Raw genomic sequence first — 25,727 nt, 5'->3', positions numbered from 1 at the left:
CAACCTCACCGTCTCCACATACTTCGCCCTCCGACACTGCGCCTCCCGCCCCGTCACACACGCCTCCTTGATCTCCAATCCCGCCACGCCTACGTCCAGCGCCAACCCCACATACGTGCCTTTGCCCAACCACTTTGACATCTGCGCGATCTCCCGAATCCGCTGCGCGTACCCGGCGATCTCACCCTTCTTCAGATAGCTTTTCGTGGAAATCCCCAGCAGCTTCTTCAACCCCTGATTGCCCTGCAAACCCGTGCCATAGCGCGCCGCGCCTTGCAATTGGGTGTCCAACAGCGACAACAACACCTGGCGCTGGCGAAAAAATGCCTGCCGGTCCAACCCACCGTCCCGAAAGCGCTGATGCAACCGCTCAATGTCCTCCAGCGTATGCGCCACCGCGTCCAGATGCCGCGACCACGCCGACGTCACGCTGCCCACCCCGATCGAGCTGTACGCCAGAAAGCTCTGCAGCAAGTCATAGTTATTGATCACCGCCGTTCCGACTGACGCGTCTTGCGCCAACTGCCGGTGAATTTCTTCCGCCCGGCGCATCAACCAGGCCTCCTCCAACGAACACGTCACGCTGTAGGCATCGGGAATAATCACCATCTGACCCGGCGTCACCAGCCCATGGCGCAGGTGCCGATTCAACACATCAAAATGATCAGAACGCTGCCGGCTCGGAGCACTACCCATCAAGCGGGATTTCACACTCGGATAGTCCATCGTGCGGTCGTTGAGATAGCTCTGCGCCATGCCTTACATCCGGGATGCAATGAAGATGGCGTCGAAATATAAGCAAGCAGATACACCCCGGACACAACCCGAGGAAGGCTGAATAACATTTGGGAAGTTACCTACGTCAACGCGGACAAGCGCTTACGGAAGTACCCTCAATACCCGGTCATTTCCAAGTAGCCCACGCCCCCGTCAAACCTCACCGGCCCCTCCCAATACGGAATGCTCAGGTTCATCCAGGCGTTCGGGTTGACGGTTTCAGTGGTGATATCCAGCTGTTTGCCAGGTATTTTCAGCGACCAGCGCGTCGGCAGGTTGCGCCCATCGATGGCCGTGGTTTCCAGCGGTGTCAGCTGGATGTCAGCGTTATGCAAGGTCTCTGTACGTCCCTGTGCGTCGATCCAGGTGCCGGTGAGATAACCGCCGCCGTCCTTCTGGCGTACGCGAAACAGCATCAGTTGCGCGCCCCGGTCGAGGTGCAGGGAGAACCAGTCCCAACCAGTCTGGCTGGCGCTCAGTGGTTGGCTGCTCCATTCGCGGTCGAGCCACGCCGGGCCAGTGACTTGATAGGTTGTGCCATCGATGCTGACGCTGCCATTGGCGGTGAAGAACGGCTGACTGTAGTAATACGACGCCTGGCCCTGGTCGGATTTACGGCTGTAGCCGTTGTCACCTTGCAACACCAATGGACGGCTGGAGGTCAGCCGCAAGTCGTAGGCGAAGTGCTCTGCGCTGGCCTTGAGTTGCATATCCGCCAATGCACTGGCCGCGCCAGGACGGCTGGCAAAGTTCCAATCGTCAATCCACGCATTGAACGGCGCTGCCTGGGCACCGGCCTGGCCAACGCCGCCACGGGCCAGCCGTTCGGCGGCGTAGTGGCGGTTGGCGGAGGTGACGGCGGCATGGCCGAGCCACACCGTCGAATCCCGCCAGCCGGCCTGGGTCGGCCCGGCTTTCAAGGCGTTGCGAAATAGCGTCCATTGCACGCCAAACACATTGCCTTGGGCGTCCTTCAGATTGGCGGTGACGTACCACCACTCGATGCGAAAGCCGTCATGGGGGCCATGGTCCTCGGGAAAGCTGAACACCTTGCCGGGCAGCACTTGGGCAAAGTCCGCCGCATCGCTGCCCAGGCCTGCAAAGCTCTCTTGGGGCGCGGGGGCTTTGTCACAAGCCGCCAGCAGCAATAACGCGCACATCAACGCCTTAATCTTCATGGGCAAAGGTCCTCAGCAAATCCGCCGGACGGCTGCGGTACAGCTGCCACAGCGGCCAGGCCGATGCCAACAATGTGGCGAGCATGGCCAGCCCGAGCAATTGTGCGAGCTGCCACGGAAACACCTGCAGCGGCAGCCGCCAACCAAAGGCCTGCACGTTGATCACCGCGTCCAGGCACCATGCCAACAACACTCCCAGCGGCAACGCCAACATCAGGGTGAGCACCGCCAGCAGCCAGGTCTGGCCCAGGTTCAGCAACATCAATTGTCGACGTGTCACGCCCAGCGCCCACAGCGGTGCGAGTTGGCCTAGGCGGCTCTGGCTCTGGGTCAGCAGGCTAATGAACAGCGCTACGCCGGCCACGCCCAAGGTCAGGCTGTTGAGGGCCGCAGTCGCGGCGAAGGTGCGTTCGAACACCTGGCTCGACCAGCCCTTGAGTTGCTGTTGATCGACGATGCGGCTGTCGTCCAGGGCAAATGCGCGCTGCACTTCTCGCACCAGTGGCGCTACATCAGACGGCGCGACGCGCAGGTTGAAGCGCGCGGGTGAGAGCGTCGGCCAGTGCGCCAGCAGGTGTTCGGAATTGACCAGGATATGCCCCTTGGGATTGCCGTAATCCGCGTAAATCCCCACCACCTTGGGTGACCAGAGGCCTTGAGGCGTGGGGATATCAATCGAATCCCCGAGCCTGACTGAAAGCCTGCGCGCCAACTGCTCGCTGAGCATCAAGGTGTCGTCACGCTGCAACCGGTCCCAAGGTGCATCGGCAGCGTCCAACAAGGGCCAGTGCTCGCGATAGGTCGGATCGTCGACCACCCCGAACAGATCCGTTGGCCAGCCCTGCACTTGCACGGCGATCTGCCAGGTAGGCAACACCCTCTGCACCTGCGGTTGGTGCGCCAGCCAAGTGCTGAGCTGATCCGCCTGGGCCGGGGTTTGCGGGTTGAGGTACAGCTCGGCAGTGAGGCGTTGTTCCAGCCAATGATTGAAGGTGTGGCGAAAGCCCGAGGTCATGGAGCCCGCGCCGATATTCGCGGCCAGGGCCAGTAGCAGCGCCATCAGTGCAAGGCTCAAAGCCGGCAGTTGTTGGCGGCAATCGGCAAGAAACCACTGGCCAAGCACTGAACGGCTGCGCCCCAACACGGCCTTGAGCAGCCCGTTGAGCAATACCGGCAAGCCCAAGGCCGCGCCGAGCAGTAAGGTCGCCATCAATACAAACCCCGCCGCCAAGCTGTCGCCCAGCCAAAGCGCCAACAGCGCGATCAGCAATGCCGTTCCGGCGACCCAGCCCTGACGCCGTAACCAGCGACCATGGGCCTCGTGCCAGGCCTGGGCGTTGGCCAGCGCCAGCAACGGCAAGCGCGCCGCCCGCCACACGCTGCTGGCACCGGCCAGTAAAGCACCCAACAGGCTCAAGCCCAACCCCGCCAGCCACCACCATGGACTCAGGCTCAACTGTCCCGGCACTTCGGCGCCATACAAGCCGCGCAGGCTGGCAGCCACATCCGGCAGCAGCAGGCTGGCCAGAAGGTATCCGCTGGCGACGCCGAGCACGCCGCCCAGCAGCGACAACGCGCCCAATTCCACCCCAAGCCCGAGGATCAACAAACGCGCACTGACCCCACAGGCACGCAAGGTGCGCAGCAGTCCGCGGCGTTGCTCCAGGGCCAGGCCGATGGCGGCGTGCACAATAAACAGCCCCACCACAAAGGACAGGAAGCCCAGCGCATCAAGGTTCAGATGGAAGCTTTCGGTGAGGCGCGCCAAGTTGCTGTCCTCGCCCTGCCTGAGTTGCAGCCCGGCGGGAGGCGTGGGATGGCTGGCGGCGAAGGCCTTGTCCAGCAGCAGCCGCGACAGCTGCCCAGGCATCTCAAGCAAAGGTTGAGCAAAGCCGATATCGGTCAGTAACAGCCCGGGCGCCATGTCCGGCTGGGCTTGCAGCGGCGGCAGGCGTTGCCCGTTCAGCGCCAGGGGTTGCTGCCCTTCGTGCAGTCCCAGGGCCTGCAAGGTTTGCGGCGCGATCCAGGTACGCCCCGGAGGGTCAAAGAAGGCGAGCATCTGCGCCTGGCTCAAGCGCTGCCCCGCTACCGCGCCGCTGCCGGGCAACGACAGCGGGTCGAGGCCCATCAATTGCAGGCGCACGTCCTCATGCCCCTTGAGCTGCAACCGCCCCTGCACCACCGGCGACACCGGCCAACCCGCGCGGCGCAGTTCGGCAAACAGCGTTTGCGGGAAACTGGCAGCGTCCGGCGCACTGAGACTGGCTTGGGGTTCGCCGCCGATCAACTGGCTGGCGCGGGCATAGCTGTCGCGCGCCTGACTGTTGAGGGCCTGCACGCCGGTCAAGAGTGCGGTGGCCAGCCACAAGCCGGTGAGCACACTGAAAAACTGCACCGGGTGGCGCCGCCAATGGCTGAGCAACGCGCGTAGTGTCCAATAAAACACCGCCATTTCAGCGAGCATCCGCAGGCAGGACGCGGCCGTGATGCAACACCACCTGCTGGTCCAGCCGTGCGGCGATACGGGGGCTGTGGGTGACCATCAACAAGCTGGTGGGGCTGTCGCGCAACAGGTCCAGCATCAGTTGCAACACCTCGTCGCTGGTGGCTTCGTCGAGGTTGCCGGTGGGTTCGTCAGCCAACAGCAAGCCTGGCCGCGACGCCAAGGCACGCCCTACCGCGACCCGCTGTTGTTGGCCGCCCGAGAGCTGTTCCGGATAGCGCTTGAGCAAGTCGCCCAGGCCCAGGCGTTCCACCAACTGCGCCTGCCAGAGCGGATCAAAGCGCCCCGCCAGCCGGGCCTGGAACGCCAGGTTGTCGTCGACGCGCAAACTGCCAATGAGGTTGAACTGCTGGAACACCAGGCCAATTTCAGTGCGCCGCCAGTGAGCCAGTTGCGCCTCGCTCATCTGGTCGAGGCGTTGCTCACCCACTTGGATACTGCCGCGATCCAACCGATCAAGCCCCGCCACCAGGTGCAACAAGGTGCTTTTTCCACTGCCCGACTCGCCCATCAACGCCAGGCTGCTGCGTGCGGCCAGGTGCAAATCCACACCTGCCAACACCGCCAACGGGCCTTGAGGGGTGGCATAGCTTTTGAAGACACCTTGCGCCTGCAGCATGGGAGCACTCGATTGATGGGCGGCCATCGAGAATAACGGCTGCGCCTTGGGGCCACGCAAATTTTTCACATGGATTTCACCGGATGCCCACTCGCCCACCTCTAAATTGCCGGTTATGCGTCACGCGTCGACCACTTATTAAGTTGCCACGCCTGATAACTTTTAACCGCCCCATGTTCAGCGAAAAGACAGCAGCCCTGTGACAGCCTTCTGCTCCACTGCGGCTATTCGCCAACACATTGCGCCTAACTAATACAACATTGCCAACAATGTCCAAGGTGAATGAAGTGGTAGACATTACCCTGACCAAACCGCGCTCGCCCCGGACTTTTTTCAAGCGCCTGCAACGGCTGTATCCAGGCATTGCCGTGATCACCGTGCTGCTCGCTTGCAGCCTGTTCTGGCCGGCCTCGCCACGGGACCTTGGCGTGGGCAACAGTCTGTTGACCTCACAGGTTATGCCGCTGTGGCGTGACGGCGACGTGATCGTGCTGGTGCGTCATGAAGAGCGCTGCGACCGTTCTACCAATCCGTGCCTGGGGCCAGTTGAAGGCCTGACGATCAACGGCAGCGAACACGCCGAAAACCTCGGCAACGCCTTTAAATCATTGGGCATGGAAGGCAGCGACGTACTCGCCAGCCCGGCCATCCGTACCGCCCAGACCTTGCGCTTTATGTTCGGTAAAAACGAGCTGACCTCCGGCCAGCAGGCCGTCTGCGGCGCCGCCATGGGTGAAGAACTGCTCAGCCACAAACAGCCGGGACGCAACCTGGTATTTGTGACGCACAGTGGCTGCATCGCCGACTTCGAAAAAACCCAGGGCTTCCCCCATGCGGCATTCCCCGAGTACGGCAGCGCCCTGTTCGTGCAAGTGTTGCCCAACGGTAAATTCAAGACCCTGGGCATCATGAACAATCCGGACTGGCCGGCTGCGCTCAAACACCTCTAAGTCATTGCCTGTGTTCAGCAACAAGACAGCCCTGTTCTGGCATGTTTAGTTGCGCCTTTTAATTAAGCACCCCCTGACTCTCTCCTGTTACTTAGTGACCGCAGTGACTGTTTGCACGATGAGCTTATTACTTAAAAACCCTGGCCTTAAACGTCAAGGAGCGACGTTTTCATGACGCGTTTAAATCCGCTGTACCTATTGTTACTCGCCTTCGCCGCGTTCTATTTATTGCCCTTGGGCCTGCACGGCCTGTGGATCCCGGATGAAACCCGCTACGCCCAGATCAGCCAGGAAATGCTGCAGACCGGTAATTGGGTGGCGCCGCACTTCATGGGCATCCGCTATTTCGAAAAACCCGCCGCCGGTTATTGGCTGATCGCCCTGGGCCAAGCGGTGTTTGGCCAGAACCTGTTCGGTGCACGCATCGCCTCGGCCCTGACCACCGGATTGAGCGTGCTGCTGGCGTACCTGATCGCCCGGCGCCTGTGGAGCGATCCGCGCAAAAGCTTCGCCTGCGCGCTGCTGTACCTGAGTTTTGGCCTCGTGGCGGGGCAAGCGGGGTATTCCAACCTCGATCCGCAGTTTACGTTGTGGGTCAACCTAAGCCTGGTGGCGCTATGGTTCGCCCTCGACAGCCGCACGTCGCGCGGCCGACTGGGAGCCTGGACGCTATTGGGGTTTGCCTGTGCCATGGGTTTTATGACCAAGGGCTTCCTGGCGTGGGCGCTGCCGGTCTTGATTGCCGTGCCGTACGTGCTCTGGCAGCGGCGCCTGGGTCAGCTGCTGCGGTATGGCCCGCTGGCGATTGGCGTCGCAGTGCTGGTGTGCTTGCCCTGGGTCCTGGCGATCCACAACCAGGAACCGGATTTCTGGCGCTTCTTTTTCTGGAATGAACACATCCGCCGATTCAGCGCCGACGACGCGCAACACGTAAGGCCCTGGTGGTTCTTCCTGCCAATCATCGCCGTGTCCTGCCTGCCCTGGGCCGGCCTACTCCCCAGCACCCTGCGCCAGGCCTGGCAGCAAAAACGCGAGCCAGCCATCGGTTTCCTGACCCTATGGCTGCTGTTGCCCCTGGGCTTTTTCAGCTTGAGCAACGGCAAGCTGCCGACCTACATCATGCCGTGCCTGTTGCCACTGGCATTGCTGATGGGCCACACCTTGAGCGACCTGCTGCGCAACGGCCGCGCCCGCCAGATCAGCCGCAATGGCCTGCTCAACTTCGTGATCGGCATGGCGGCCATGATCGGCCTGATCTACCTGCAAATCGCCAAGCCCTTGTACAGCAACAGCCATGCCGAAATGTTCAGCCTGTCCCTGGCCTTTATCGTGTTGCTGGTGTGGATCCTCACTAACCTGCTGCAAGCCTTTCGTCCGCTCACGCTGTGGGCCATGCCGGCCTTGGGCATCGGCGTGCTGGTGATCCTCCTGCCGGCGAGCATGCCGGCGCAGATCGCCGATAACGAAATGCCCGACCAGTTCGTGCTGGAACACCTGGACGAGTTGCAACATACCCATGCCCTGTTGAGCAACGAACTGGGCAGTGCCAGCGCCTTGGCCTGGCGCTTGCAACGCGCCGATGTGGCGCTGTATGACACCGAGGGCGAGTTGCGCTACGGCTTGCAGTTCGCAGATTCAGGCACGCGAAAAATCGAGTTGGATCAGGTACAGGCCTGGCTGAACGACGCGCGCCAACACGGCTCGGTGGGCGTGCTGATGCGCGTCAACAGCACCAGTGAAATGCGCGAGGCCGGGCAACTGCCGCTTGGAGGCAAGCGTTATTCCAAGGGGTACCTGGAACTGATCCTGTATCCGCAGTTGCCTGCTCCACATTGACTGCTTTCATATTCAGATCCGCCGCCGACGATTGAGCTGCGGAATCGCCGTCTGCGGCACCTCCACCTTCACCACCTGCGCCACCGTGCAGGCAGCTAACTGCGCCAGCGTCGGCTGGCTGAACAACGTCCGCGCATCCACCTCCAACCCCGCTTTGCGCAGGCGCGCCACCAGGTTCACGGCCAATAACGAATGCCCGCCCAGTTCGAAGAAGTGGTCGTGGCGCCCTACCCGCTCCAGCTTGAGCACCTGCGCCCAGATCCCGGCCATCAAGGTTTCCACTTCGCCCTGGGGCGCTTCATAGGCGCGGCTGAGCACCGCCTCCAGCCCTGGTTCTGGCAGGGCCTTGCGGTCGAGTTTGCCGGCGGGGTTGAGCGGTAGTTCATCAAGCTGTACGAAGGCCGACGGCACCATGTATTCCGGCAACTGCGCCAGCACATGGGTGCGTAAGTCTTCCAGGCTCGGCGCCGGGCCGCGCACGGTGAAGTAGGCGAGCAGACGCTCATCACGAATCAACACCGCCACCTCACGCAGCGCCGGATGTGCCAGCAGGCACGATTCGATTTCCCCCAGTTCCAAACGGACGCCGCGCAGCTTGACCTGGAAGTCGTTACGCCCGAGGAATTCCAGGTTGCCGTCCGGCAGGTAGCGCACCAGGTCGCCGGTGCGGTACAGCCGATCCCCTTGTACAAACGGGCTGTCGATAAAGCGCTCGGCCGTCATCTGCTCCAACCCCAGATACCCACGGGCCACGCCGACACCGCCGATATGCAACTGGCCGCTGACGCCCATGGGCACCGGCGCGTCGTGCGCATCCAGCACGTACAGGCGCGTGTTGTTGATCGCACGGCCGATGGGCAACTGCAGCGCGGGTACTGGCGCGCCGGGCTCCAGGGTCCAGGCGCTGCTGTCTACGGTGGCTTCGGTGGGGCCATAGACGTTGTGCAGGCGCACCTTGGGCAAGCGCGCCTGCACACCACGGGCCAGGGCTTCGGTGAGCTCGCCGCCGCCACACAGCACATCGGTGAGGCTGGTGCACAGGGCGGATTCTTCCAACTCAAGGAACTGCTGCAACATCGCCGGTACGAATTTGATCACGGTGATCTGCTGCTCGCGAATCACGTGTGCCAGGTAGGCCGGCTCACGATGACCATCGGGCCGCGCCAGGACCAATCGCATGCCATTGGCCAGCGGCCAGAACAGCTCCCAGACCGATCCGTCGAAGCTGAACGGCGCCCGCTGCAACAGCGCTCCGCCCTCGGCGTTAGGGCACAGTTGCGAGCCCCAGTGCATCAGGTTGCCCAGGCCGCGATGTTCGATCATCACGCCTTTGGGCGTGCCGGTGGAGCCGGAGGTGTACATCACGTAGGCCAGGTTGGCGACGCTCAGCCCCGGCACCGATGGGTTGCCCTCCGGCGCGTGGCTCCAGGCACAGTGGTCAAAGTCGATCACCGGGATGGCGACTTCACCCGGCAAGTCGCGGGTGGCCGCGTGCACCAGCAGCGCCACCGGTTTGCTGTCCTGGAGCATATAGGCCAGGCGTTCGCGAGGGTAACCGGGGTCCAGCGGCACATAGGCGCCACCGGCCTTGAGGATGGCGAGCAACCCCACCACCAGGTCCAGGCCGCGCTCGACGCACAGCGCAACGCGGGAATCCGGCTGCACGCCACGCTCGCGCAGGTAAAAAGCCAGCCGGTTGGCGCGCTCGTTGAGTTCGCGATACGTCAGTTGCTGCTCGCCGGCCTGCACCGCCACCGCGTGCGGAATGTGGCGGGCGTGGGCTTCGAACAGCGCCTGGACGGTAAGGGTTTCGGGGTAGTCGGTTGCGGTGGCGTTGAAGTCCAACAGCAGTGTCTGCACTTCACGGGCGGGCAGCACCTGCACGTCCCGCATCGGTGCTTGCGGTGTATTTTCCAATGCATCCGCCAGGTTGATCAGCGTCGTTTCCAGATAGTCCAGGATTCGCTCGGCGCCGACCTTGCGCGGTGCCTTGGCCTTGAGATGAAAACCGCTGGCGGTATCGTCCACGCTGAGCATCAGCGGGTAGCTGAGGATGTCTTCGGCGCTGACCAAAGCGATGCCCGGCACCAGGACGAGGTCGCGCTCGGCATCGGTATGACGGTAATTGAGCAGGCTGTTGAACAGCGGCGTCGCGCTGCTGCAACGCTGGGCCAAGGCCAGCGACGCTTGCTCATGGGCGAGCAAGGCGCTGAGTTGGCGATGGGTGTCGCGCAATGCGTCCGCCACGTTTTGCCCGGCCAGATGCAGACGCAATGGTAGGGTATTGATGAACATGCCCAAGGCCCGGTCGGCGCCCTCGCCTGCCTGCAAACGGCCGAGTAACACGGTGCCGAACACGCCATCATCACGGCCCGCTACGCGGCTGAGCACCTGGGCCCAGGCCAGGTGGAACAGGCTGGCTGCACTCACGCCCAAACTACGGGCCTGAGCACGCAAGCGCAGATTGAGGTCATCACTCAGGGCACGCTGGGCTTCTTCGGTGTCGCTACGATTGGCCTGGCGCTCCTGCAGGCCGAAGGCCAACGTAGGCTCGTCCACATCCCCCAACAGCTCACGAAAGAACACCTCATGGGCCGCCTGGCGCGCCGGTGAACGAGACTGCGCAACCACCGTGCGATAAGGCACCGGCGTCGGCAATTGCGCTTGTTGGCCGAGCAGATGGGCGCGAAGTTCCTGCATCAGAATCGTGGTGGACGTGGCGTCGTTCACCAAATGATGAAAGCGCAATCGGGCGACCCAACCCGCGGGCGCTTCGGCATAGTCCAGCGCCATCAACGGTGCCTGGCGCAAGTCCAAAGGCCTATCACCCTCACGCCACGGTTCAACACGCAAGCGCGCCGCGCGCCACACCACCTGCATCGGCTGCTCCAAGGCTTCCCAGGCCAGGCTGGTGCGCAAAATATCGTGGCGGTCGATCACCTGTTGCAAGGCTTGGGCAAAGGCGTCCAATTGCTCGCGCCGTTCAAAGCTGAACAGCGCCTGTTGCTGGTACGGGTCGTGCTCATCGGTGAGGTGGTGGTAGAGCAAACCTTCCTGCAGCGGCGCCAGGGGGTAGATTTCCTGCACGTTGGCCGCGCCCCCGGGAATAGCCGCGACGATGCCGTCCAGGCTGGTTTGATCCAGCTCGGCCAGCGCCAGCAAATCCGAGGTGATGTGGCGGCAGTCAGCAGGGATGCGATTGGCCGGCACTTGCACCTCGCTGCCTTCACTCACCGCCGCCAACGCCGCCAACGCCGCCAGCGTCGGCTGGCCGAACAGCACTTGCACATCGGCGCGCAAACCGGCCTGGCGCATGCGTTGCACCAATTGCACCGCGAGCAACGAGTGCCCGCCCAGTTCGAAGAAATGGTCGTGACGGCCCACGTGCTGCACCTGCAACAGCTCGGCCCAAAGCTGCGCCAGGACGGTCTCCACACCGGCCCGCGGCGCTTCGAACCGTCGAGTGACGAATGCCGCCTGGGTCGGCGCCGGCAGTGCCTTGCGGTCGAGTTTGCCGTTGGCGGTCAGGGGCCACGCGTTCAGGGGAATGTAGGCCGCTGGCAGCATGTAGTCCGGTAATGAGTTTTGCAGATGGGTGCGCAGGGTTTCGATGTCGACGGCCTGGCATGGGATAAACCAGGCGAGCAATTGCCCGTCGCGAGACTGCACCACGGCTTCCTGGACGTCCGCGTGGGTGGCCAGGGCCGATTCGATCTCCCCCAGCTCGATGCGCATGCCACGGATTTTCACCTGGTCGTCATTGCGGCCCAGGTATTCAAGCTGACCGTCGGCCAGCCAGCGCGCAAGATCACCGGTGCGGTACATCCGGCCCGGCGCAAAGGGGTTGTCGAGAAAGCGTTCGGCACTCAGTTCCGGGCGGTTCAGGTAACCGCGCGCCACGCCTTTACCGCCAACGTACAACTCCCCCGCCACGCCGATGGGCACCGGGCGCTGCTGGTCATCCAACAGGTAAACGGTCGCGTTGGCGACGGGCGCACCGATGTGCAACGGCTGGCCCGCATCGACGCGACCGGAGGTGGCAACCACGGTGGCCTCGGTGGGGCCGTAGTTGTTGATCACGTCAAAGGTTTGTGCGCGTGTGAAGCTGCGTAGGCGATCGCCGCCGATCAGCAAGGTGCGCAGGGTCGGATGCTCCAAACGCTGGCTGAAGGCGTATTCGGCCACGGGGGTCGGCAGGAAGCACACGTCCAACGGCTGCGCGCGCCACCAACCGAGCAGCGCGTCGATGTCTTCCGCACCGTCATGGGCCGGTGGCAGGTGCAACGTGGCCCCCACGCACAACGCCGGCCAGACTTCCCACGCCATCGCGTCAAAACCGAAGCCGGCGACGCTGGCGGTGTGGCTGCCCGCCTGCAGATTAAAGGCCTGGCAGTGCCAGTCCACCAAGTTGCAGACGCTGTGGTGTTCGACCATCACGCCCTTGGGTAAGCCGGTGGAGCCGGAGGTGTAGATCACGTAGGCGAGGTTCGACGGTTTGACCGCAACGTGCGGGTTGGCGCCCACCTGCAGCGTCGGTCGGTCCAACTCAACCACCGGCAGCGCCAGGGCAGGCAGGCGATGCCGCAAATCGTGCTGGGTGAGCACCGCCACCGGCGCGCTGTCTTGCAGCAGATAGCTCAAGCGCTCAGCGGGATGGGCCGGGTCGACCGGCACGTAGCAGGCGCCGGCTTTGAGGATCCCCAGCAGGCCCACCAGCGTGTCCAAACTGCGCCGGGCCAGAACCGCCACGCGATCATCGGGCTGCACGCCCAGCTCAATCAGTTGATGGGCCAATCCATTGGCTTTTTCATTGAGTTGGGCATAGGTCAACTGACGGCCCTGGTAGATCGCGGCCACTGCGTCCGGCGTGCGCACGGCCTGGGCTTCGATGCGTGCGTGCAGGGTGTGCGGCTGCGCAATCGGCTGTGCGGTGGCGTTCCACTCGTGCAGTCGGGCCTGTTCGGCGGGCGTGACCATGGAGAACGCACCGACAGGCAACTCGGTGTTATCCAGCCCTTGCTCCAGCAACCCGGTAAAGCGCTGGGCCAAGGCGAGCACCTCGTCGTGCTGGAAGTACGCCTCGTTGTACACGCAATGCAGCGTCGCGGTGCCCTGGCAGCGGTTGCTGCGCAGGTGGATGGCAATCGGCAGCGGTTCATGGTGGTTGGACACCTTGATCGCGCGGGCCTGGGTGGCGCCGTAGCGCAGTTCATGGTCGTCCTGCTCGAAGGACACCGACAGGTCGAACAGTTGGGCGCGATCCGCACGGCGCAGGCCCAGTTCGCGGTTCATCTCGCTCAACGGAAACCGTTGGTGACGCAAATCCTGCTTGAGCTGGTCGCGCACGCCGCGTACCAAGGCGCCGAACGGCAGTTGTTCATCGAACTGAAAACGCACCGCACTGACTTGGGCAAACAGCCCTACGGTGGCGCGAAAACGCGCGTTGGAGCGGTTGAGAATCGGCAGCCCGACCACCCAATCCGGGCGCTGGGCGGTGCGGGTGAAATACACATACATCGCCGCCAACAGCACATGAAACGCCGAGGCCTGATAACGGCTCGCGACCTGTTCCATGCGGTCAAGCAAAGCAACCGAAAAGGGTTGCGCCAGGGTGTTGCTGGTCGCGTTGGAGAGGTGCTTGGGCGTGAGCAACGGTTCCGGCAGCACCTGGTATTTGTCCAGCCAGTAGGCGCGGTCGCGGAGGAAGCGGGACGAGCTGCGGTAGCGCTGGTCGGCGTCGATAAAGTCGATATAGGACGGTGCCGCCGGCTCCGATGAACGGCCTTGTTCAAGGGCGGTGTAGAGCTGCGCCAGGGATTGCAGCATCTGGCCAAAACCCCAGCCATCAAGGATCACGTGATGGGCCTGGGTGCCGAGGCGGTAGTGGTTGTCGGCGAGCTTGACCAGGAAGAAGTGGAACAGCGGCGCGCCTTCCCTCTGATAAGGCCGCGCCATGTGCGCCTGCATCAAGGCCTGGCTGGCAGCCTGTGGGTCGGGCAATGCGGATAAATCGTACTGCGCCACTTCGGTCAACAACGCGAGGGCGAAGGTTTGTCGAGGCAAGCCGTGGTCGTCACTGTGCAGTTGAGTGCGCAGCGCATCGTGCCGGGCCACCAACTGCTCGACAGCTCGTTGAATCAATTCAGGCACCACTGCACCTTCGAAGTCGACATAACCGCCGATGTTGTACAGCGGCGAATCGCCCATCCGCAGTTGGTCGAGCCAGATGTCCTGTTGGGCCGCGGTGAGGGGAAAACTGGCCGGCAGGCTGGAAAATTGCTGCATAAGATCCTTCTCATGGGTGTCAGGCACTGGCCGCGCAGGGAGCCCCATTACGGCGAAATTGCCGGATTTGAGCATGGGGGGTTGGGGCTGTCTGTCACCCTAAACCCGGACATTCAAATGGATGGATCCCGGTTGACTGAAGGTTCACAGCTGAAACGATTAAAGAGCTGTAGGAAATTGGCTATACGCGGTCGCTACTGATTTTCTACAACCTCATCTCGATAAATATATTTTCTATGTAAATCAGTATCTTAAGTTAAATTCAAAAAGATTCAGCCGTTCACTTAGTCGGAAACAGCTCTCAGAAACGTCGAATTAATGACGTGGTTTTTATGGCAGTTTGTGTCCCTCGTTTCCGCTACATACGTAGGAAGAATCCCCTGGCTAAATAAAATCTCGAGTGCCGACTCTCGTTCATGAGGAACGGATCGCCCCCCAGAGGCCCAGGGAGTTCGTTGACGGTTTTCGACATCAAGGATGAGATGGCTATGAGTTTGAAGCGCAGCATGGGTAACACACAGAGCCCGAATTTCTTCGCTGAAATGGGTGAATTGATTGCACACAGCGGCCATGAGGCGTTTGCCGACCATATGCTGCATCTGGTCAGCAAATGGGTGCCGATCCACTTGGTGGACCTCAGTGAGTGGACCCTCGACGAGCTGCGCGATCGCGTGCTCGATATCAAGCTGCTCGGCAGCGCCGGCCAGAAGCAGGACTTGCCGCCGCCCCTGGCGGTGTGCCAGTTGGATGACCACCCGCTGCTACTGCAAATGCTCAGCATGCAGGACCCACTGCTGATCCAGATGAACGCCAGACCCAACAGCGCACACCCGCGCGGCACCTCGCACCAGTGCAACCTCGTGTCGCGCCAGGGTAACCGGCGCTGCGTGATTTCGTTCTACCGGCCGCCGACCCAGCGCGGGTTTTCCCTGGCCGAGTTGTCGTTTCTCAAGTGCCTGTCGGACACGCTGCTGCCGCTGATCGAACGCCACGCCCAGATCCTGCGCCAGGCGCCGCACGACCAGTCCGAGCCGGGCCATACACTGCTTGAGCAATCGCAATTGCAGCGTGAGTTCTATAAGCGCCTTTCTCTCGGAGACATCACCCTGTCGGCCCGCGAGCAGGAGGTGTGCCTCGGGCTGTTGACCGGCGGCACCGTGCCGCAGTTGGCGGAAAAACTCAGTGTTAAAAACAGCTCAATCGAGACCTACCTCAAGCGCGCCGCCGCCAAGCTGGGTGTGAGTGGCCGGCATGGTTTGGCCAAATGGATGGTAGGCGCTTGATGAAAAAACTCACCCTCACCGGCATGGTCTTCGTGCTGGGTGGCTGCTCGCTGATCCCCGAGTACCAGCGGCCCGAAGCACCGACGCCTGGCCAGTACCCCCAGAGCGGTGTGTATGCGCTGGCACAGGCCGGCACGCTGACGCCCTCCTCGGACTGGCAGCAGTTGTTCCATGACCCCGCACTGCAACAGCTGATCCGCGAGGCGCTGGTCAATAACCGTGACCTGCGGGTGGCGGCGCTGAACGTCGAGGCCTTCCAGGCGCAGTACCGCATCCAACGGGCCGATCTGTTCCCGGCGGTGTCCGCCACAGGTGCCGGCACCCGTCAGCGTGTGCCTGGGGCTGTGAACGGCACCGGTAAACCGGCGATTACGTCCACCTATTCCGCCACCCTCGGCATCAGCGCTTATGAGCTGGATTTTTTCGGCCGCGTGCGCAGCCTCAGCGAACAGGCGATGCTCACTTACCTGGGCACCGAAGAGGCACGGCGCAGTGCGCAATTGAGCCTGGTGGCCAACGTCGCCAATGCCTACCTCACCTGGCGCGCCGACCAGGAACTGCTGGCCCTGGCCCAGCAAACCCTGGCGGCCAACGACCACAGCCTGCACCTGACCAGCCGCAGCAAATCGGCGGGCAAAGCCTCGGCCCTGGACGTGGTGCAGGCGCGCACCAGCGTCGAAAGCACCCGCGCCAGCGTGGCACGCTATGAGCGCCAGGTTGCGCAAGACCTCAACAACCTGGCCCTGCTGGTGGGCGGCCCGGTGGACCAAACCCTGCCGTCCCGTCCTCTGGCGGATGACCTGGTAGCCCGTGTGCCCGCCGGGCTGCCGTCGGACCTGCTGCAACGCCGCCCGGATATCCTTCAGGCCGAATACCAGTTGCGCGCGGCCAACGCCAATATCGGCGCCGCCCGTGCGGCATTCTTCCCGTCGGTAAGCCTTACGGCCAACGCCGGCAGCACCAGCACCGAACTGTCGGGGCTGTTCAAGGGCGGCTCCGGCAGTTGGACCTTCCAGCCGCAAATCAACCTGCCGATCTTCAACGCCGGCAGCCTGCGCGCCAGCCTCGACTACGCCAAGCTGCAAAAAGACATCGGCGTGGCGCAGTATGAAAAGTCCATCCAGACCGCCTTCCAGGAAGTCGCCGACGGCCTGGCGGCCCGGCAGACCTTTACCGACCAACTCAACGCGCAACGGGACTTCGTCGCCGCCAACCAGGCGTATTACGACTTGGCCCAACACCGCTATCGTAGCGGCGTGGACAGCAACCTGACCTTCCTCGATGCCCAGCGCTCGCTGTTCAGCGCGCAACAGGCATTGATCGTGGACCGGCTGGCGCAGCTGGTGGCGGAGGTGAACCTTTATACCGCGCTGGGCGGTGCATGGGGTGATGGGGCGGTGCTGACGAGCCAGCGCTAGCGGAACTGCCGGGTGAGTGCTGTCGAGCGGGCCTACAGTGGTGAGCAGGCTTGCTGTGGTGAGCAGACTTTATTGTGGTGAGAAGGCCTACTGTGGTGAGCAGACTTATTGTGGTGGGCAGGCCTACTGCGGTGAGCAGACTTATTGTGGTGAGCAGGCTTGCCCTGCGCTGGGCTGCGAAGCGGCCCCAATACTGAGGAATGCCGCTTCCCAGACACTCCGCGGTGATGGGTTTTGGGGCTGCTGCGCAGCCCAGCGCAGGGCAAGCCTGCTCACTACGAAAGCCCGCTCACAACGATGATCGAGAAGCCCTACTTCAGCGTAATCACCGCCTCCGCCTCGACCTCGATCAACCATTGCGGCAACGACAAGCCGCTGACGATAATCCACGAAGAAGGCGGCGGGTTATGGGGAAAGCGCTCACGCAAGGCCTCAGCTATCGGCTCCTGCTGATCACGTGCGGACTCGACGATATATAGCCGCAGCATCACCACATGGGACAGATCACCACCGACCTCGGCCAAGATCTTTTCGATATTGTCCAGCGAGGTAGCAACTTGCTCGGCCATGCCTGGGCCGACCGTACGCTCCTGGGCATCCACCCCGACTTGGCCTGAAAGCAGAATGCGCCGGCCAACGGGAACCTCAATTGCCTGGCTGAAGCCATATTGCAGAGAGTTGAATACGCTTGCGGGATTGATGACATTGCGTTGCATAACGGGTCCTTGTTGTTAGTTGGAGCGTAAGGCTGACTCAAACAGTTTCATGTCTCAATAAGCGATACATCTGCCAGGCAGCAAAGCCAATGAGACAAACACCGCTCGTTCGGTTAAGCAGAGTAAAGTCCGGGTTTTCGACACGCATTCTTCTGATCGTCGCCCCACCCAGCGCGTACAGCAGCTGCGCTGAAAATGACTCCAAAAGAAAACCCGGCAAATGAAAATACCACCCAATGCCATCCAGTTGCGCACAGCTGGCAATCACACAAGAAGAAGTGGCCGCGATGGTGAGTGGGCTTGTGGTGATGAGCAGGCTCTTTGTGGTGAGCAGGCTTGCCCTGCGCCGGGCTGCGAAGCGGCCCCAGTACTGAGGAATGCCGTTTGCCAGACACTCCGCGGTGATGGGTTTTGGGGCTGCTGCGCAGGGCAAGCCTGCTCATCCCAAAGAGCCCGCTTGCCACAACACAATGTGTGCACTCGCGACGCTAGGGACTGGAGATCGTAATCGCCATCGGGACTTCACTGCTATCATCCAGCCATTACTCCCCACATGGACGTCACTATGCGCCTGATCGCAGCTCCCGCACTTGCCCTGGCCCTTACCGGCTGCAGCATCACGCAAACCGTCACCCCAGTTTCCCTGTCCACCACCCAGTCCCCGGAGATCTGCACGATCCCCGCAGAAGGCCTGCGCGAAGGATTCAACACCACCTACACCGCGCAACTGCGCAGCAAGGGTTTTCACACCCGTGAATTGCCGCCCGGGAGCCCGCCTGCCAGCTGTGCTTTGTCGACCACCTACATTGGCAAATGGAGCTGGGACATGGCGCTGTACATGAGCTTTGCCCAGATCCAGGTGTTCGAGAACGGCCGCCAGGTCGGCCAGGCGCTGTACGACTCGACTTCAGGTGGCGCGCGGATGGGCAAGTTTATCGACGCACAGAACAAGATCATCGAGATGACCAACCAGCTGTTCCCGGAAGTGGTCTACGGTACGACCCGGCCTGACCTTCCCTCAGTGCCAGACTGAATTAAACCGACAAGCACCTGAAGCTCTACGTCTTAAAAGTCTGGGATATTGAAGTCCAGCTCGACCTCGTACGCACGTCCCACGCGTGGTCTTGTTTTAAACCACAGCTTTCCGCTGATCGGTTTTTCAGGGTACGCGCTTTTCAACTCAACCCAACCCTCAATCCCTTCGTAATCTGTGGTGACACCGGTGTCTCGGATAAAAGTCATGTAAAGCAACGTCAGCGTCACAGGGTTTACGCCGATACTATAGGTGCCGCTGGGAGCGCTCTCAGGAGTGAGTGCCAGTCCAATGAGCGATGTCCGACCAGGGCTTTCCAGATCATCCACTGTGCCACGGAGACTCAACGTCCCATTTTGGTTGTCACGGTAGATCCATGTCGCCTTAAAGGGATACGTTTGATCATCGCTCAGGCTGACGACCTTGCCGTTCATGGTACCGGTGGCCGTCCCTTTATTAGACTTATACAGTTCGATGTCTTCAAACATGTTGATCTCCCGCTCCACTATCAATGTGAGGTCGCCGCGCGTTCAACCGGTATTGAAGTGGAATAAACGTGAGTTGTAACCTGTGACTTATGACAGGTTTAAACACGCGTTTCTTATTACCTGTGGTCATTAGTGCAGGGTTCACTTCGACCAGAACGGCACGCGCGCTACCACCCCCCCATCGCCAGACTGAACGGCGAAAACTGCTCAAACTCCCAACGCAACGCCAACGCCGCCGGGCGCCTTACCACGTGTTCCACGGTCACCGTCCACAACCGCTGCGCGCCTTCAAACGCTGCCACTTCGGGACCGCTGAGGATCAGCGAGGTGCTTCCGGCAATCTGCAATACGTCGCCCGAGTCAAAGTCGATGAACAGCAGACCCGCCACCGGGTTGGCTGCCAGGTTGCCCAGGGTGTTGAAGAACAGGTTGCCGGCGAAGTCCGGGATGGTCAGCACGTTGCCGTCGACGCGCACAAAGCCGGTGTTGCCGCCGCGATGGGACACGTCCACCGAACGTTCGCCTTCAGCGTCCACATAGCTGGCGACGAAGAAGGTGTCGGCGTTGCGGATCATCGCTTGGGCGCCAGCGTCGAGGCTGCTGGAGCGCTCGGCCACGGTGCCGGGTTTGCGTGCGATACCGTCCACCGGCCGCAGTTGGATGTATTTGGGGCAGTTGCCGAAGGTATGCACCACGTCCACCGAAAAACCTTCGTTATCGAGGGCGCCGATGCGGCCGTTCATGCGGTTGCGGCGGCGGGTGTTGAGGTCGATGCCCAGCAGCCCCACGGACGCTCCTTGCCGCACGGCATTGCGAGCGGGGTCGCTGGTATTGGGCAGACTGTCGATCTGCAGGGTCTGCGGCTCGGGCGAATGGGCGAAACCCGGTGCGCCCTCAACCATCGTCGCCCACGGAATGCCCTGTTCGTCCACCACACCCAGCAACAGGTATGGCAGCAAAGGGTAGAAATCCCGGTGCTGCTCAGGCAAGTGATCACGAATTACTTTGGGCCCGACCACAGCCATGCGCTCAGCGACGCCGGCGCTTTCCTGCATCTGCCGTTCGCCGGCATGCCAGGGGGATAGTTCGATTGGATTCATGGCGATGACCTCCCGTTAGATGCTGCGATGCTGCGCCCTGCCCGCCAACAGAGGGAATAACCACCCCAGACAATCCACTGTTACGCCAACTGAAATGCTGGGTGTTCCCGCAACGCCGCCACGCAATGGTCGACAAAACTGCGCACACGCATCGGCGCGTTGCGGCCCTCGCGATACACCACATTGACTGGCAGCGGCGGCCCTTCATAGGCCGGCAAGATCCGGCGCAATTGCCCGCTGCCCAACGGCCCGTGCAGCGGGTAGCTCAGGCAACGCACCACGCCCGCCCCCTGCACGGCGGCATTGATTGCGCCTTGTACCGTGGAGCAACTCAACCGCGCACGCGCCTTGAGCAAATAGCCTGGGAAATCCCAATGCACGTGCTCGGCACTGGCGATCAGCCGATGCTGCTTGAGCTCGCTCGGGTGCCGGGGCTCGCCGTGGGTGGCGAGATAATCGGGGCTGGCGCAAAGGAGTTGCCGCACCCGCCCGAGCGGCCGCGCGATCAATGACGAGCTGGGCAGCTCGCCCACCAGGATCGCCACGTCCAGGCCCTCCTCATGCAGGTTGGGGTCATAGTCGTGATAACGCGCCACTACGCGCATGTCGGGGTACCGCTCCAGATAGTCGGCCAACACCGGCGCCATCAGGTAACGGCTGAACAACAGCGGCAAGAAAACCCGCAGATTGCCCTGAGCCTGCACATGCGCGCCCTTGGCCGAGGCTTCGGCGGCGTCCACGCTGGCCAGCAGTTGCAGGCAGTCGGCCAGGTAGGCGCTGCCGGCGTCCGTAAGGCTCACGCCTTGGGTGCTGCGTTGCAGCAACGTCACGTGCAGGCGTGCTTCCAACCGCGCAATGGCACGTACCAAGGTCGGGCCGGAGACGCACGCACGGCGCGCCGCCGAGGCCAGGCTCGGTTGTCCGGCCATGGCGGCGAACAGTTGCATATCGCGAAAGCGCTCCATCAGCCGTGCCGTTGGAGCGCGGCGTCCTGGCCCAGGCGCTGGCTGAGAAAATCCACAAACGTACTGACCTTGGCCGGCACGCGCCCGCTGCTCTGGAACACCACCTGGATCGGCAGCGGCGCCGGTTCAAAAGCCTCCAGCACAATCTCCAGTTCATCGGCCGCCACCGCTGCCGCGACTTGATACGACAGCACACGGGTCATGCCCCAGCCCAGGCGCGCCAGGTTGATCGCCGCGTTGTTCGCCGAGACCACCAGGCGTGGTTCGATGGGTACCGTCAGCGGCTGGCCGGCGTCGACAAACGCCCACTCACTGACCAAATGGCTTGAGGATAGGCCGATGATTTGCGCTGCGCGCAATTGCTCGGGGTGCAGCGGGCGACCGTGCTGGTCGAGATAACCAGGCGACGCGCACACCACACGGCGCACCTCGCCCACCTTGATCGCCTGTTGCCCCGGTTCATGCAGATGGCCGATACGCACAGCCACATCAATCCCTTCGTCGACCATGTTGACCACCCGATCCACCAGCAAGGCATTGATGTTCACCTGGGGAAAGCGGTCGAGATAGTCACCCAGCACCGGCGCCACATACAGCTCGCCAAACAGCACCGGTGCGGTCACCGTAAGGTGGCCACAGGGGATCGAATAACTGCCCGCCGCCGCTTCTTCGGCTTCGTCCAACTCGGCGAGGATGCGCCGGCAATCTGCGAGGTAACGCTGGCCGGCTTCGGTCAGGTGCAAGCTGCGCGTAGTGCGCGCCAGCAGCTGGGTGCCGATGCGTTGTTCCATGGCCGCGATGGCGCGGGTCACGCTGGGCGGCGAGGTGTTCAGCCGGCGCGCCGCGGCAGCGAAACCCTCCTCCTCGGCCACCGCCAGGAACACCTGCATTTCGTGAAATCGGTCCATCGATGCGCCTCAGGAAGGTTACTGTGATTGCAAACCTACCGCCGTACGCGGCATGCCCACAAAACCTGGCAGGGCCTCAATACTGGCAAGCCAGGCGCGCACCTTAGGGTAGTCGACCAGCGACACATTACCTTCCGGCGCATGGGCTACGTAGGTGTAGAACGCGATATCTGCAATGCTCGGCTGCTCGCCAGCCAGGAAGCGGGTTTCGCTCAGTTGCTGTTCCACCATTTCCAACAAGGCATGGGCGCGACTGATGGCGGCCGCCGCGTCCACGTCGGCGCCAAATACCGTGGCCAACCGTGCAGTTGCGGGCCCGGCATGCAGCTGCCCGGCAGCCGCCGACAACCAACGCTGTACACGCGCCTGCCCCACCGGATCGCTTGGCAGCCAGTGGCCGTTGCCGTATTTCGTGGCGAGGTAGACCAGGATCGCGTTGGAGTCCGCCAGCACCGTGCCGTTATCGTCAATCGCCGGCACCTGGCCGAAGCGATTGATCGTCGCTGTGAAATCAGCGGATTTATGGGCGCCTTGCTTGAGGTCCACCAGGATGAATTCGGTAGGCAGCCCCAGCAGGGACAGCATCAGCTCGGCCCGATGGGAATGGCCGGACAGTGGAAAACCATAGAGTTTGATCGCAGGCTGGGACATGTAAGGCTCCAAAAGGTGGGGGTTCCGACACCTGAGATGTTCCACCGCTGCGTCGATCAATGGAATCACCAGGTTTTACAATCCAGCATTTCACCGGGTGAAACAATCACTCGCCAAACAGTTCGACGATCAGCGTAAACAGCGTGGTCTTCACTGCGCTGTCCAACTCGGTCCAAGCCAACCCCGTGCTGGCCTGAAACGCTCCCAATACCAGCGGCCGCGACACGCAGTTGGCTGGCAACGCCCGCGCAGCCTGCTGCGGCAAAACGCCGACGCCCAACCCGGCACAGACCAGCGCGAGCATGGTGGTGAACTCGCCCAGCTCGGACGCGATCTGCAGCGGGATGCCCACGGCCTGGATAAATTCGTCGTAGAACCCCGGCGCATAGCGCCGCGCGAGGATGTACACCGGCACGTCGAGCAGATCGCCGGGCTGGATCGAATCCTGTGCGGCCAACGGATGATCCATCGGCAAGGCCACACAGAACGGCTCGCGCAACACCACACGGGTCTGCACACCGGGGTAGGCGGCGGGCAGGCGCATCAAGCCGAAATCGAGGCGGCCATGCTTCAACGCGGCGGCTTGATCGGGGCCGGGCATGTCCTTGAGTTCCAGCTCGATACGCGGGTAGCGCTGATGCACCGCGCGGATCAACTCGGGCAACAGTTGCGGCAATACCGACGACACAAAGCCCAGCCGCACTCGGCCGATTTCCCCCCGGTTGGAGGCCCGCGCCGCCTCCGCCGCCCGCGCGGCCTGGTGCAGGGTCGCCTGGGCTTCCGGCAGGAACACCCGGCCGGCATCGGTCAACGTCACCGAGTGCCGATTGCGGTCCAGTAGACGTACGCCCAAGCCACTTTCGAGTTGCTTGATCTGCATGCTCAGCGCCGGTTGCACAATCGACAACTGCCCCGCCGCCCGGCCGAAATGCAGCTCCTGGGCCAGTACCACAAAGGCGCGCAAGTGCTTGAGTTCCATCCAGCCCTCCTGGTTATCACGGATATTGATCAGCCGATCATAAATGAACATTGGACCTGCGCCCTACACCGAGGTGAAGTTAAGCCCATCAGACAGCGTTTTGATTATCACAAGCGCGCGCGGAGAAATATGCCCATGCAAAGCGTTCTAGACACCTTTCGCCTCGACGGCCGGCTGGCGCTGGTCACCGGTTCCAGTGCTGGTATCGGCCTGGCCATCGCCCGTGGCCTGGCCCAAGCGGGCGCACGGGTGGTGCTCAACGGGCGTAACCGCAGCACATTGCGTGACGCCGCCGCCCTGCTGACCCTCGAAGGCCTGGAGGTGCACACCCAGGCCTTCGACGTGACCGACAGCGCAGCAATCCAGGACGGGGTGGCAACGATCGAGGAACGCTTCGGCCCCTTGGACATCCTGGTGAACAACGCCGGTATGCAACGCCGTGGGCCGCTGGAAGACTACAGCGAGCAGCACTGGCGCGAACTGATCAGCACCAACCTCGACAGCGCCTTCCTGGTGGGTCAGGCCGTGGCGCGGGCGATGATTCCGCGCAAACGGGGGCGCATCATCAATATCTGTTCGGTGCAAAGTGAATTGGGCCGCCCGGGCATCGCGCCGTATGCGGCGAGTAAAGGCGCGTTGAAGATGTTGACCAAGGGCATGGCCATCGACTGGGGCCCGCACGGGCTGACGGTCAACGGTATCGGCCCCGGTTACTTCAAGACCGAGTTGAACGCCAACCTGGTGGCCAACCCCGAATTCAGCGACTGGCTGGTGCAGCGCACACCGAGCCGCCGCTGGGGCGACGTCGCCGAGTTGGCCGGTGCGGCGGTGTTTCTGGCCAGCGATGCCGCAAGTTTCGTCAACGGTCATATCCTGTATGTCGACGGTGGCATCACCGCGTCGCTGTAACCCTGGAGAACCTTATGCACGCCATTGTCTGCCACGCCTCAAAAGACCTGCGGGTGAGCCCCCAGGACGAACCCCCTGCTCTGGGGCCCGAGCAACTGCGTGTACGCATCGCCCGCGGCGGTATCTGCGGCTCGGACTTGCACTATTACCAGCACGGCGGCTTCGGCACTGTGCGCCTGCGCGAGCCGATGGTGCTCGGCCATGAAGTATCGGCAGTGATCGACGCCGTGGGCTCGGACGCCGGCCTGTTCAAGGTCGGCCAGCGCATTGCCGTATCGCCGTCACGCCCGTGCGGCGCTTGCCGCTATTGCCATCAAGGCCTGCCCAACCATTGCCTGAACATGCGCTTCTACGGCAGCGCGATGCCCTTTCCGCATATCCAGGGCGCGTTTCGCCAGAGCCTGGTGATCGAGACGCATCAGGCACATGTGCTGGCCGATCACGTCAGCCTCGCCGAAGGTGCGCTGGCCGAGCCGTTGTCGGTCGGGCTGCATGCGATCCAACGGGCCGGCGCGGTGTTCGGCAAGCGCGTACTGGTGACCGGTTGCGGCCCCATCGGCAACCTGCTGATCGGCAGCCTGCGCGCCGCCGGTGCCGCTGAAATCGTCGCTGTGGACCTGTCCGCCAGCGCACTGGCCTGCGCGGAAAAAATGGGCGCCACGCGCACCCATAACATCGCCGACGGCATCGATGCGCTCAAACGCTACACCGCCGAGAAGGGTTACTTCGAGGTGATGTTCGAAGTCTCCGGCAGTGCCCAAGCCCTGCGTAACGGCCTGGACTGCATCGCCCCGCGCGGCGTGCTGGTCACTGTCGGGTTGGGCGGTGAAGTGTCGCTGCCGCTGAACCTGCTGGTCAGCCGCGAGATCGACCTGCGCGGCACCTTCCGCTTCCACAGTGAGTTTGCCCAGGCGGTGGACTTGCTCAATCGCCAGGTCATTGATGTACGGCCGGTGATCTCCCATACGGTGCCGTTCGAGCAAGCCGTGCAGGCGTTTGAACTGGCAGCGGACAAGACCCAGGCGATGAAGGTGGTGCTCGATTTTGGTGTGGCGGAGGTGGATTGAAGCGGTGGGCCAGATAACCTGAGGTTGCCTGATCGACCGCCATCGCCGGCAAGCTGGCTCCC

Annotated in this window: 20 protein-coding genes; 7 read left to right on the top strand and 13 right to left on the bottom strand. The window is 62.5% G+C overall.

Features of this window, described 5'->3' with window-relative positions:
• The 4 genes from BW43_RS0127525 to BW43_RS12840 all read right to left on the bottom strand — a co-directional run.
• The coding region (locus BW43_RS0127525) for a hypothetical protein (RefSeq protein ID WP_032887295.1) at positions 1-756 on the bottom strand (756 nt) is incomplete at its 3' end.
• Between the two features lie 137 nt (positions 757-893).
• Positions 894-1,955, bottom strand: coding sequence for a lipocalin-like domain-containing protein (locus BW43_RS12830; RefSeq protein ID WP_032887294.1), 1,062 nt, complete (start codon positions 1,953-1,955; stop codon positions 894-896).
• Positions 1,945-4,407 (bottom strand): FtsX-like permease family protein, encoded by a 2,463-nt coding sequence (locus BW43_RS12835; RefSeq protein WP_032887302.1) that lies wholly within the window; start codon positions 4,405-4,407, stop codon positions 1,945-1,947. Before BW43_RS12835 ends, BW43_RS12830 begins: the two co-directional genes overlap by 11 nt.
• A 1-nt stretch (position 4,408) precedes the next feature.
• A complete protein-coding gene (locus BW43_RS12840) occupies positions 4,409-5,077 on the bottom strand; it encodes an ABC transporter ATP-binding protein (RefSeq protein ID WP_032887293.1) in 669 nt (222 codons plus the stop codon).
• A gap of 269 nt (positions 5,078-5,346) precedes the next feature.
• Between BW43_RS12840 and BW43_RS12845 the strand changes: the two genes are divergently transcribed.
• Together BW43_RS12845 and arnT are read left to right on the top strand one after the other, a co-directional pair.
• On the top strand, positions 5,347-6,027 hold the full coding sequence (locus BW43_RS12845) for a histidine phosphatase family protein (protein ID WP_032887292.1): 681 nt from the start codon (positions 5,347-5,349) through the stop codon (positions 6,025-6,027).
• Positions 6,028-6,198: 171 nt separating this feature from the next.
• Entirely contained in the window at positions 6,199-7,863 is a 1,665-nt protein-coding gene (gene arnT, locus BW43_RS12850) for a lipid IV(A) 4-amino-4-deoxy-L-arabinosyltransferase (RefSeq protein WP_032887291.1), read from the top strand.
• 12 nt (positions 7,864-7,875) lie between these two features.
• Here arnT and BW43_RS12855 read toward each other — a convergent pair whose 3' ends face one another.
• Entirely contained in the window at positions 7,876-14,148 is a 6,273-nt protein-coding gene (locus tag BW43_RS12855) for a non-ribosomal peptide synthetase (protein ID WP_032887290.1), read from the bottom strand.
• Positions 14,149-14,636: 488 nt separating this feature from the next.
• Between BW43_RS12855 and BW43_RS12860 the strand changes: the two genes are divergently transcribed.
• Together BW43_RS12860 and adeC are read left to right on the top strand one after the other, a co-directional pair.
• Positions 14,637-15,431 (top strand): helix-turn-helix transcriptional regulator, encoded by a 795-nt coding sequence (locus tag BW43_RS12860; RefSeq protein WP_032887288.1) that lies wholly within the window; start codon positions 14,637-14,639, stop codon positions 15,429-15,431.
• Positions 15,431-16,849: an AdeC/AdeK/OprM family multidrug efflux complex outer membrane factor gene (gene adeC / locus BW43_RS12865; RefSeq protein WP_032887287.1), complete on the top strand. Its 1,419-nt coding sequence runs from the start codon at positions 15,431-15,433 to the stop codon at positions 16,847-16,849. Before BW43_RS12860 ends, adeC begins: the two co-directional genes overlap by 1 nt.
• Before the next feature lie 311 nt (positions 16,850-17,160).
• On the opposite strand, the gene BW43_RS12870 is transcribed toward adeC, so the two are convergent.
• Together BW43_RS12870 and BW43_RS28810 are read right to left on the bottom strand one after the other, a co-directional pair.
• A complete protein-coding gene (locus tag BW43_RS12870) occupies positions 17,161-17,565 on the bottom strand; it encodes a RidA family protein (RefSeq protein WP_032887285.1) in 405 nt (134 codons plus the stop codon).
• Between the two features lie 37 nt (positions 17,566-17,602).
• Positions 17,603-17,998: a hypothetical protein gene (locus BW43_RS28810; RefSeq protein ID WP_155989967.1), complete on the bottom strand. Its 396-nt coding sequence runs from the start codon at positions 17,996-17,998 to the stop codon at positions 17,603-17,605.
• A 132-nt stretch (positions 17,999-18,130) separates the two neighbouring features.
• Between BW43_RS28810 and BW43_RS12875 the strand changes: the two genes are divergently transcribed.
• Positions 18,131-18,598: an Sbal_3080 family lipoprotein gene (locus BW43_RS12875; RefSeq protein ID WP_050442838.1), complete on the top strand. Its 468-nt coding sequence runs from the start codon at positions 18,131-18,133 to the stop codon at positions 18,596-18,598.
• 32 nt (positions 18,599-18,630) lie between these two features.
• Here BW43_RS12875 and BW43_RS12880 read toward each other — a convergent pair whose 3' ends face one another.
• The 6 genes from BW43_RS12880 to BW43_RS12905 form a co-directional block, all read right to left on the bottom strand.
• Positions 18,631-19,086: a hypothetical protein gene (locus BW43_RS12880; protein WP_032887284.1), complete on the bottom strand. Its 456-nt coding sequence runs from the start codon at positions 19,084-19,086 to the stop codon at positions 18,631-18,633.
• A gap of 167 nt (positions 19,087-19,253) precedes the next feature.
• Complete coding sequence (locus BW43_RS12885) at positions 19,254-20,186, bottom strand: pyridoxamine 5'-phosphate oxidase family protein (protein WP_032887283.1); 933 nt, start codon at positions 20,184-20,186, stop codon at positions 19,254-19,256.
• 80 nt (positions 20,187-20,266) lie between these two features.
• A complete protein-coding gene (locus BW43_RS12890; protein WP_032887282.1) occupies positions 20,267-21,151 on the bottom strand; it encodes a LysR family transcriptional regulator in 885 nt (294 codons plus the stop codon).
• On the bottom strand, positions 21,151-22,059 hold the full coding sequence (locus tag BW43_RS12895) for a LysR family transcriptional regulator (protein WP_032887281.1): 909 nt from the start codon (positions 22,057-22,059) through the stop codon (positions 21,151-21,153). The genes BW43_RS12890 and BW43_RS12895 overlap by 1 nt, the downstream gene beginning before the upstream one ends.
• Before the next feature lie 18 nt (positions 22,060-22,077).
• Positions 22,078-22,710, bottom strand: coding sequence for a glutathione S-transferase family protein (locus BW43_RS12900; protein ID WP_032887280.1), 633 nt, complete (start codon positions 22,708-22,710; stop codon positions 22,078-22,080).
• Positions 22,711-22,816: 106 nt separating this feature from the next.
• Complete coding sequence (locus BW43_RS12905; protein ID WP_032887300.1) at positions 22,817-23,689, bottom strand: LysR family transcriptional regulator; 873 nt, start codon at positions 23,687-23,689, stop codon at positions 22,817-22,819.
• Positions 23,690-23,824: 135 nt separating this feature from the next.
• Here BW43_RS12905 and BW43_RS12910 point away from each other — a divergent pair, with 135 nt between their 5' ends.
• Positions 23,825-24,598, top strand: coding sequence for a glucose 1-dehydrogenase (locus BW43_RS12910; RefSeq protein ID WP_032887279.1), 774 nt, complete (start codon positions 23,825-23,827; stop codon positions 24,596-24,598).
• Positions 24,599-24,612: 14 nt separating this feature from the next.
• Positions 24,613-25,665, top strand: a complete 1,053-nt coding sequence (locus tag BW43_RS12915) for an L-idonate 5-dehydrogenase (RefSeq protein ID WP_032887278.1) — start codon at positions 24,613-24,615, stop codon at positions 25,663-25,665.
• The last annotated feature ends 62 nt before the right edge of the window (positions 25,666-25,727 follow it).

The organism is Pseudomonas sp. RIT357 (genome assembly GCF_000632245.1).
GTDB classification, from domain to species: Bacteria; Pseudomonadota; Gammaproteobacteria; order Pseudomonadales; family Pseudomonadaceae; genus Aquipseudomonas; species Aquipseudomonas sivasensis.
The sequence above is the reverse complement of the archived record's forward strand: the minus strand, read 5'-3'. Positions and strand labels throughout refer to the sequence as shown.

What these genes read in the sequence shown, in the direction of transcription:
- BW43_RS12875 (WP_050442838.1), top strand. Translation starts at nt 18,131, where the DNA reads ATGCGCCTGATCGCAGCTCCCGCACTTGCCCTGGCCCTTACCGGCTGC.
- BW43_RS12905 (WP_032887300.1), bottom strand. Translation starts at nt 23,689, where the DNA reads ATGGAACTCAAGCACTTGCGCGCCTTTGTGGTACTGGCCCAGGAGCTG.
- BW43_RS12830 (WP_032887294.1), bottom strand. Translation starts at nt 1,955, where the DNA reads ATGAAGATTAAGGCGTTGATGTGCGCGTTATTGCTGCTGGCGGCTTGT.
- BW43_RS12840 (WP_032887293.1), bottom strand. Translation starts at nt 5,077, where the DNA reads ATGCTGCAGGCGCAAGGTGTCTTCAAAAGCTATGCCACCCCTCAAGGC.
- BW43_RS12835 (WP_032887302.1), bottom strand. Translation starts at nt 4,407, where the DNA reads ATGGCGGTGTTTTATTGGACACTACGCGCGTTGCTCAGCCATTGGCGG.
- BW43_RS12845 (WP_032887292.1), top strand. Translation starts at nt 5,347, where the DNA reads ATGTCCAAGGTGAATGAAGTGGTAGACATTACCCTGACCAAACCGCGC.
- BW43_RS12890 (WP_032887282.1), bottom strand. Translation starts at nt 21,151, where the DNA reads ATGGAGCGCTTTCGCGATATGCAACTGTTCGCCGCCATGGCCGGACAA.
- BW43_RS12915 (WP_032887278.1), top strand. Translation starts at nt 24,613, where the DNA reads ATGCACGCCATTGTCTGCCACGCCTCAAAAGACCTGCGGGTGAGCCCC.
- BW43_RS12855 (WP_032887290.1), bottom strand. Translation starts at nt 14,148, where the DNA reads ATGCAGCAATTTTCCAGCCTGCCGGCCAGTTTTCCCCTCACCGCGGCC.
- BW43_RS12910 (WP_032887279.1), top strand. Translation starts at nt 23,825, where the DNA reads ATGCAAAGCGTTCTAGACACCTTTCGCCTCGACGGCCGGCTGGCGCTG.
- BW43_RS12880 (WP_032887284.1), bottom strand. Translation starts at nt 19,086, where the DNA reads ATGTTTGAAGACATCGAACTGTATAAGTCTAATAAAGGGACGGCCACC.
- BW43_RS12870 (WP_032887285.1), bottom strand. Translation starts at nt 17,565, where the DNA reads ATGCAACGCAATGTCATCAATCCCGCAAGCGTATTCAACTCTCTGCAA.
- arnT (WP_032887291.1), top strand. Translation starts at nt 6,199, where the DNA reads ATGACGCGTTTAAATCCGCTGTACCTATTGTTACTCGCCTTCGCCGCG.
- BW43_RS12900 (WP_032887280.1), bottom strand. Translation starts at nt 22,710, where the DNA reads ATGTCCCAGCCTGCGATCAAACTCTATGGTTTTCCACTGTCCGGCCAT.
- BW43_RS12895 (WP_032887281.1), bottom strand. Translation starts at nt 22,059, where the DNA reads ATGGACCGATTTCACGAAATGCAGGTGTTCCTGGCGGTGGCCGAGGAG.
- BW43_RS12885 (WP_032887283.1), bottom strand. Translation starts at nt 20,186, where the DNA reads ATGAATCCAATCGAACTATCCCCCTGGCATGCCGGCGAACGGCAGATG.
- adeC (WP_032887287.1), top strand. Translation starts at nt 15,431, where the DNA reads ATGAAAAAACTCACCCTCACCGGCATGGTCTTCGTGCTGGGTGGCTGC.
- BW43_RS12860 (WP_032887288.1), top strand. Translation starts at nt 14,637, where the DNA reads ATGAGTTTGAAGCGCAGCATGGGTAACACACAGAGCCCGAATTTCTTC.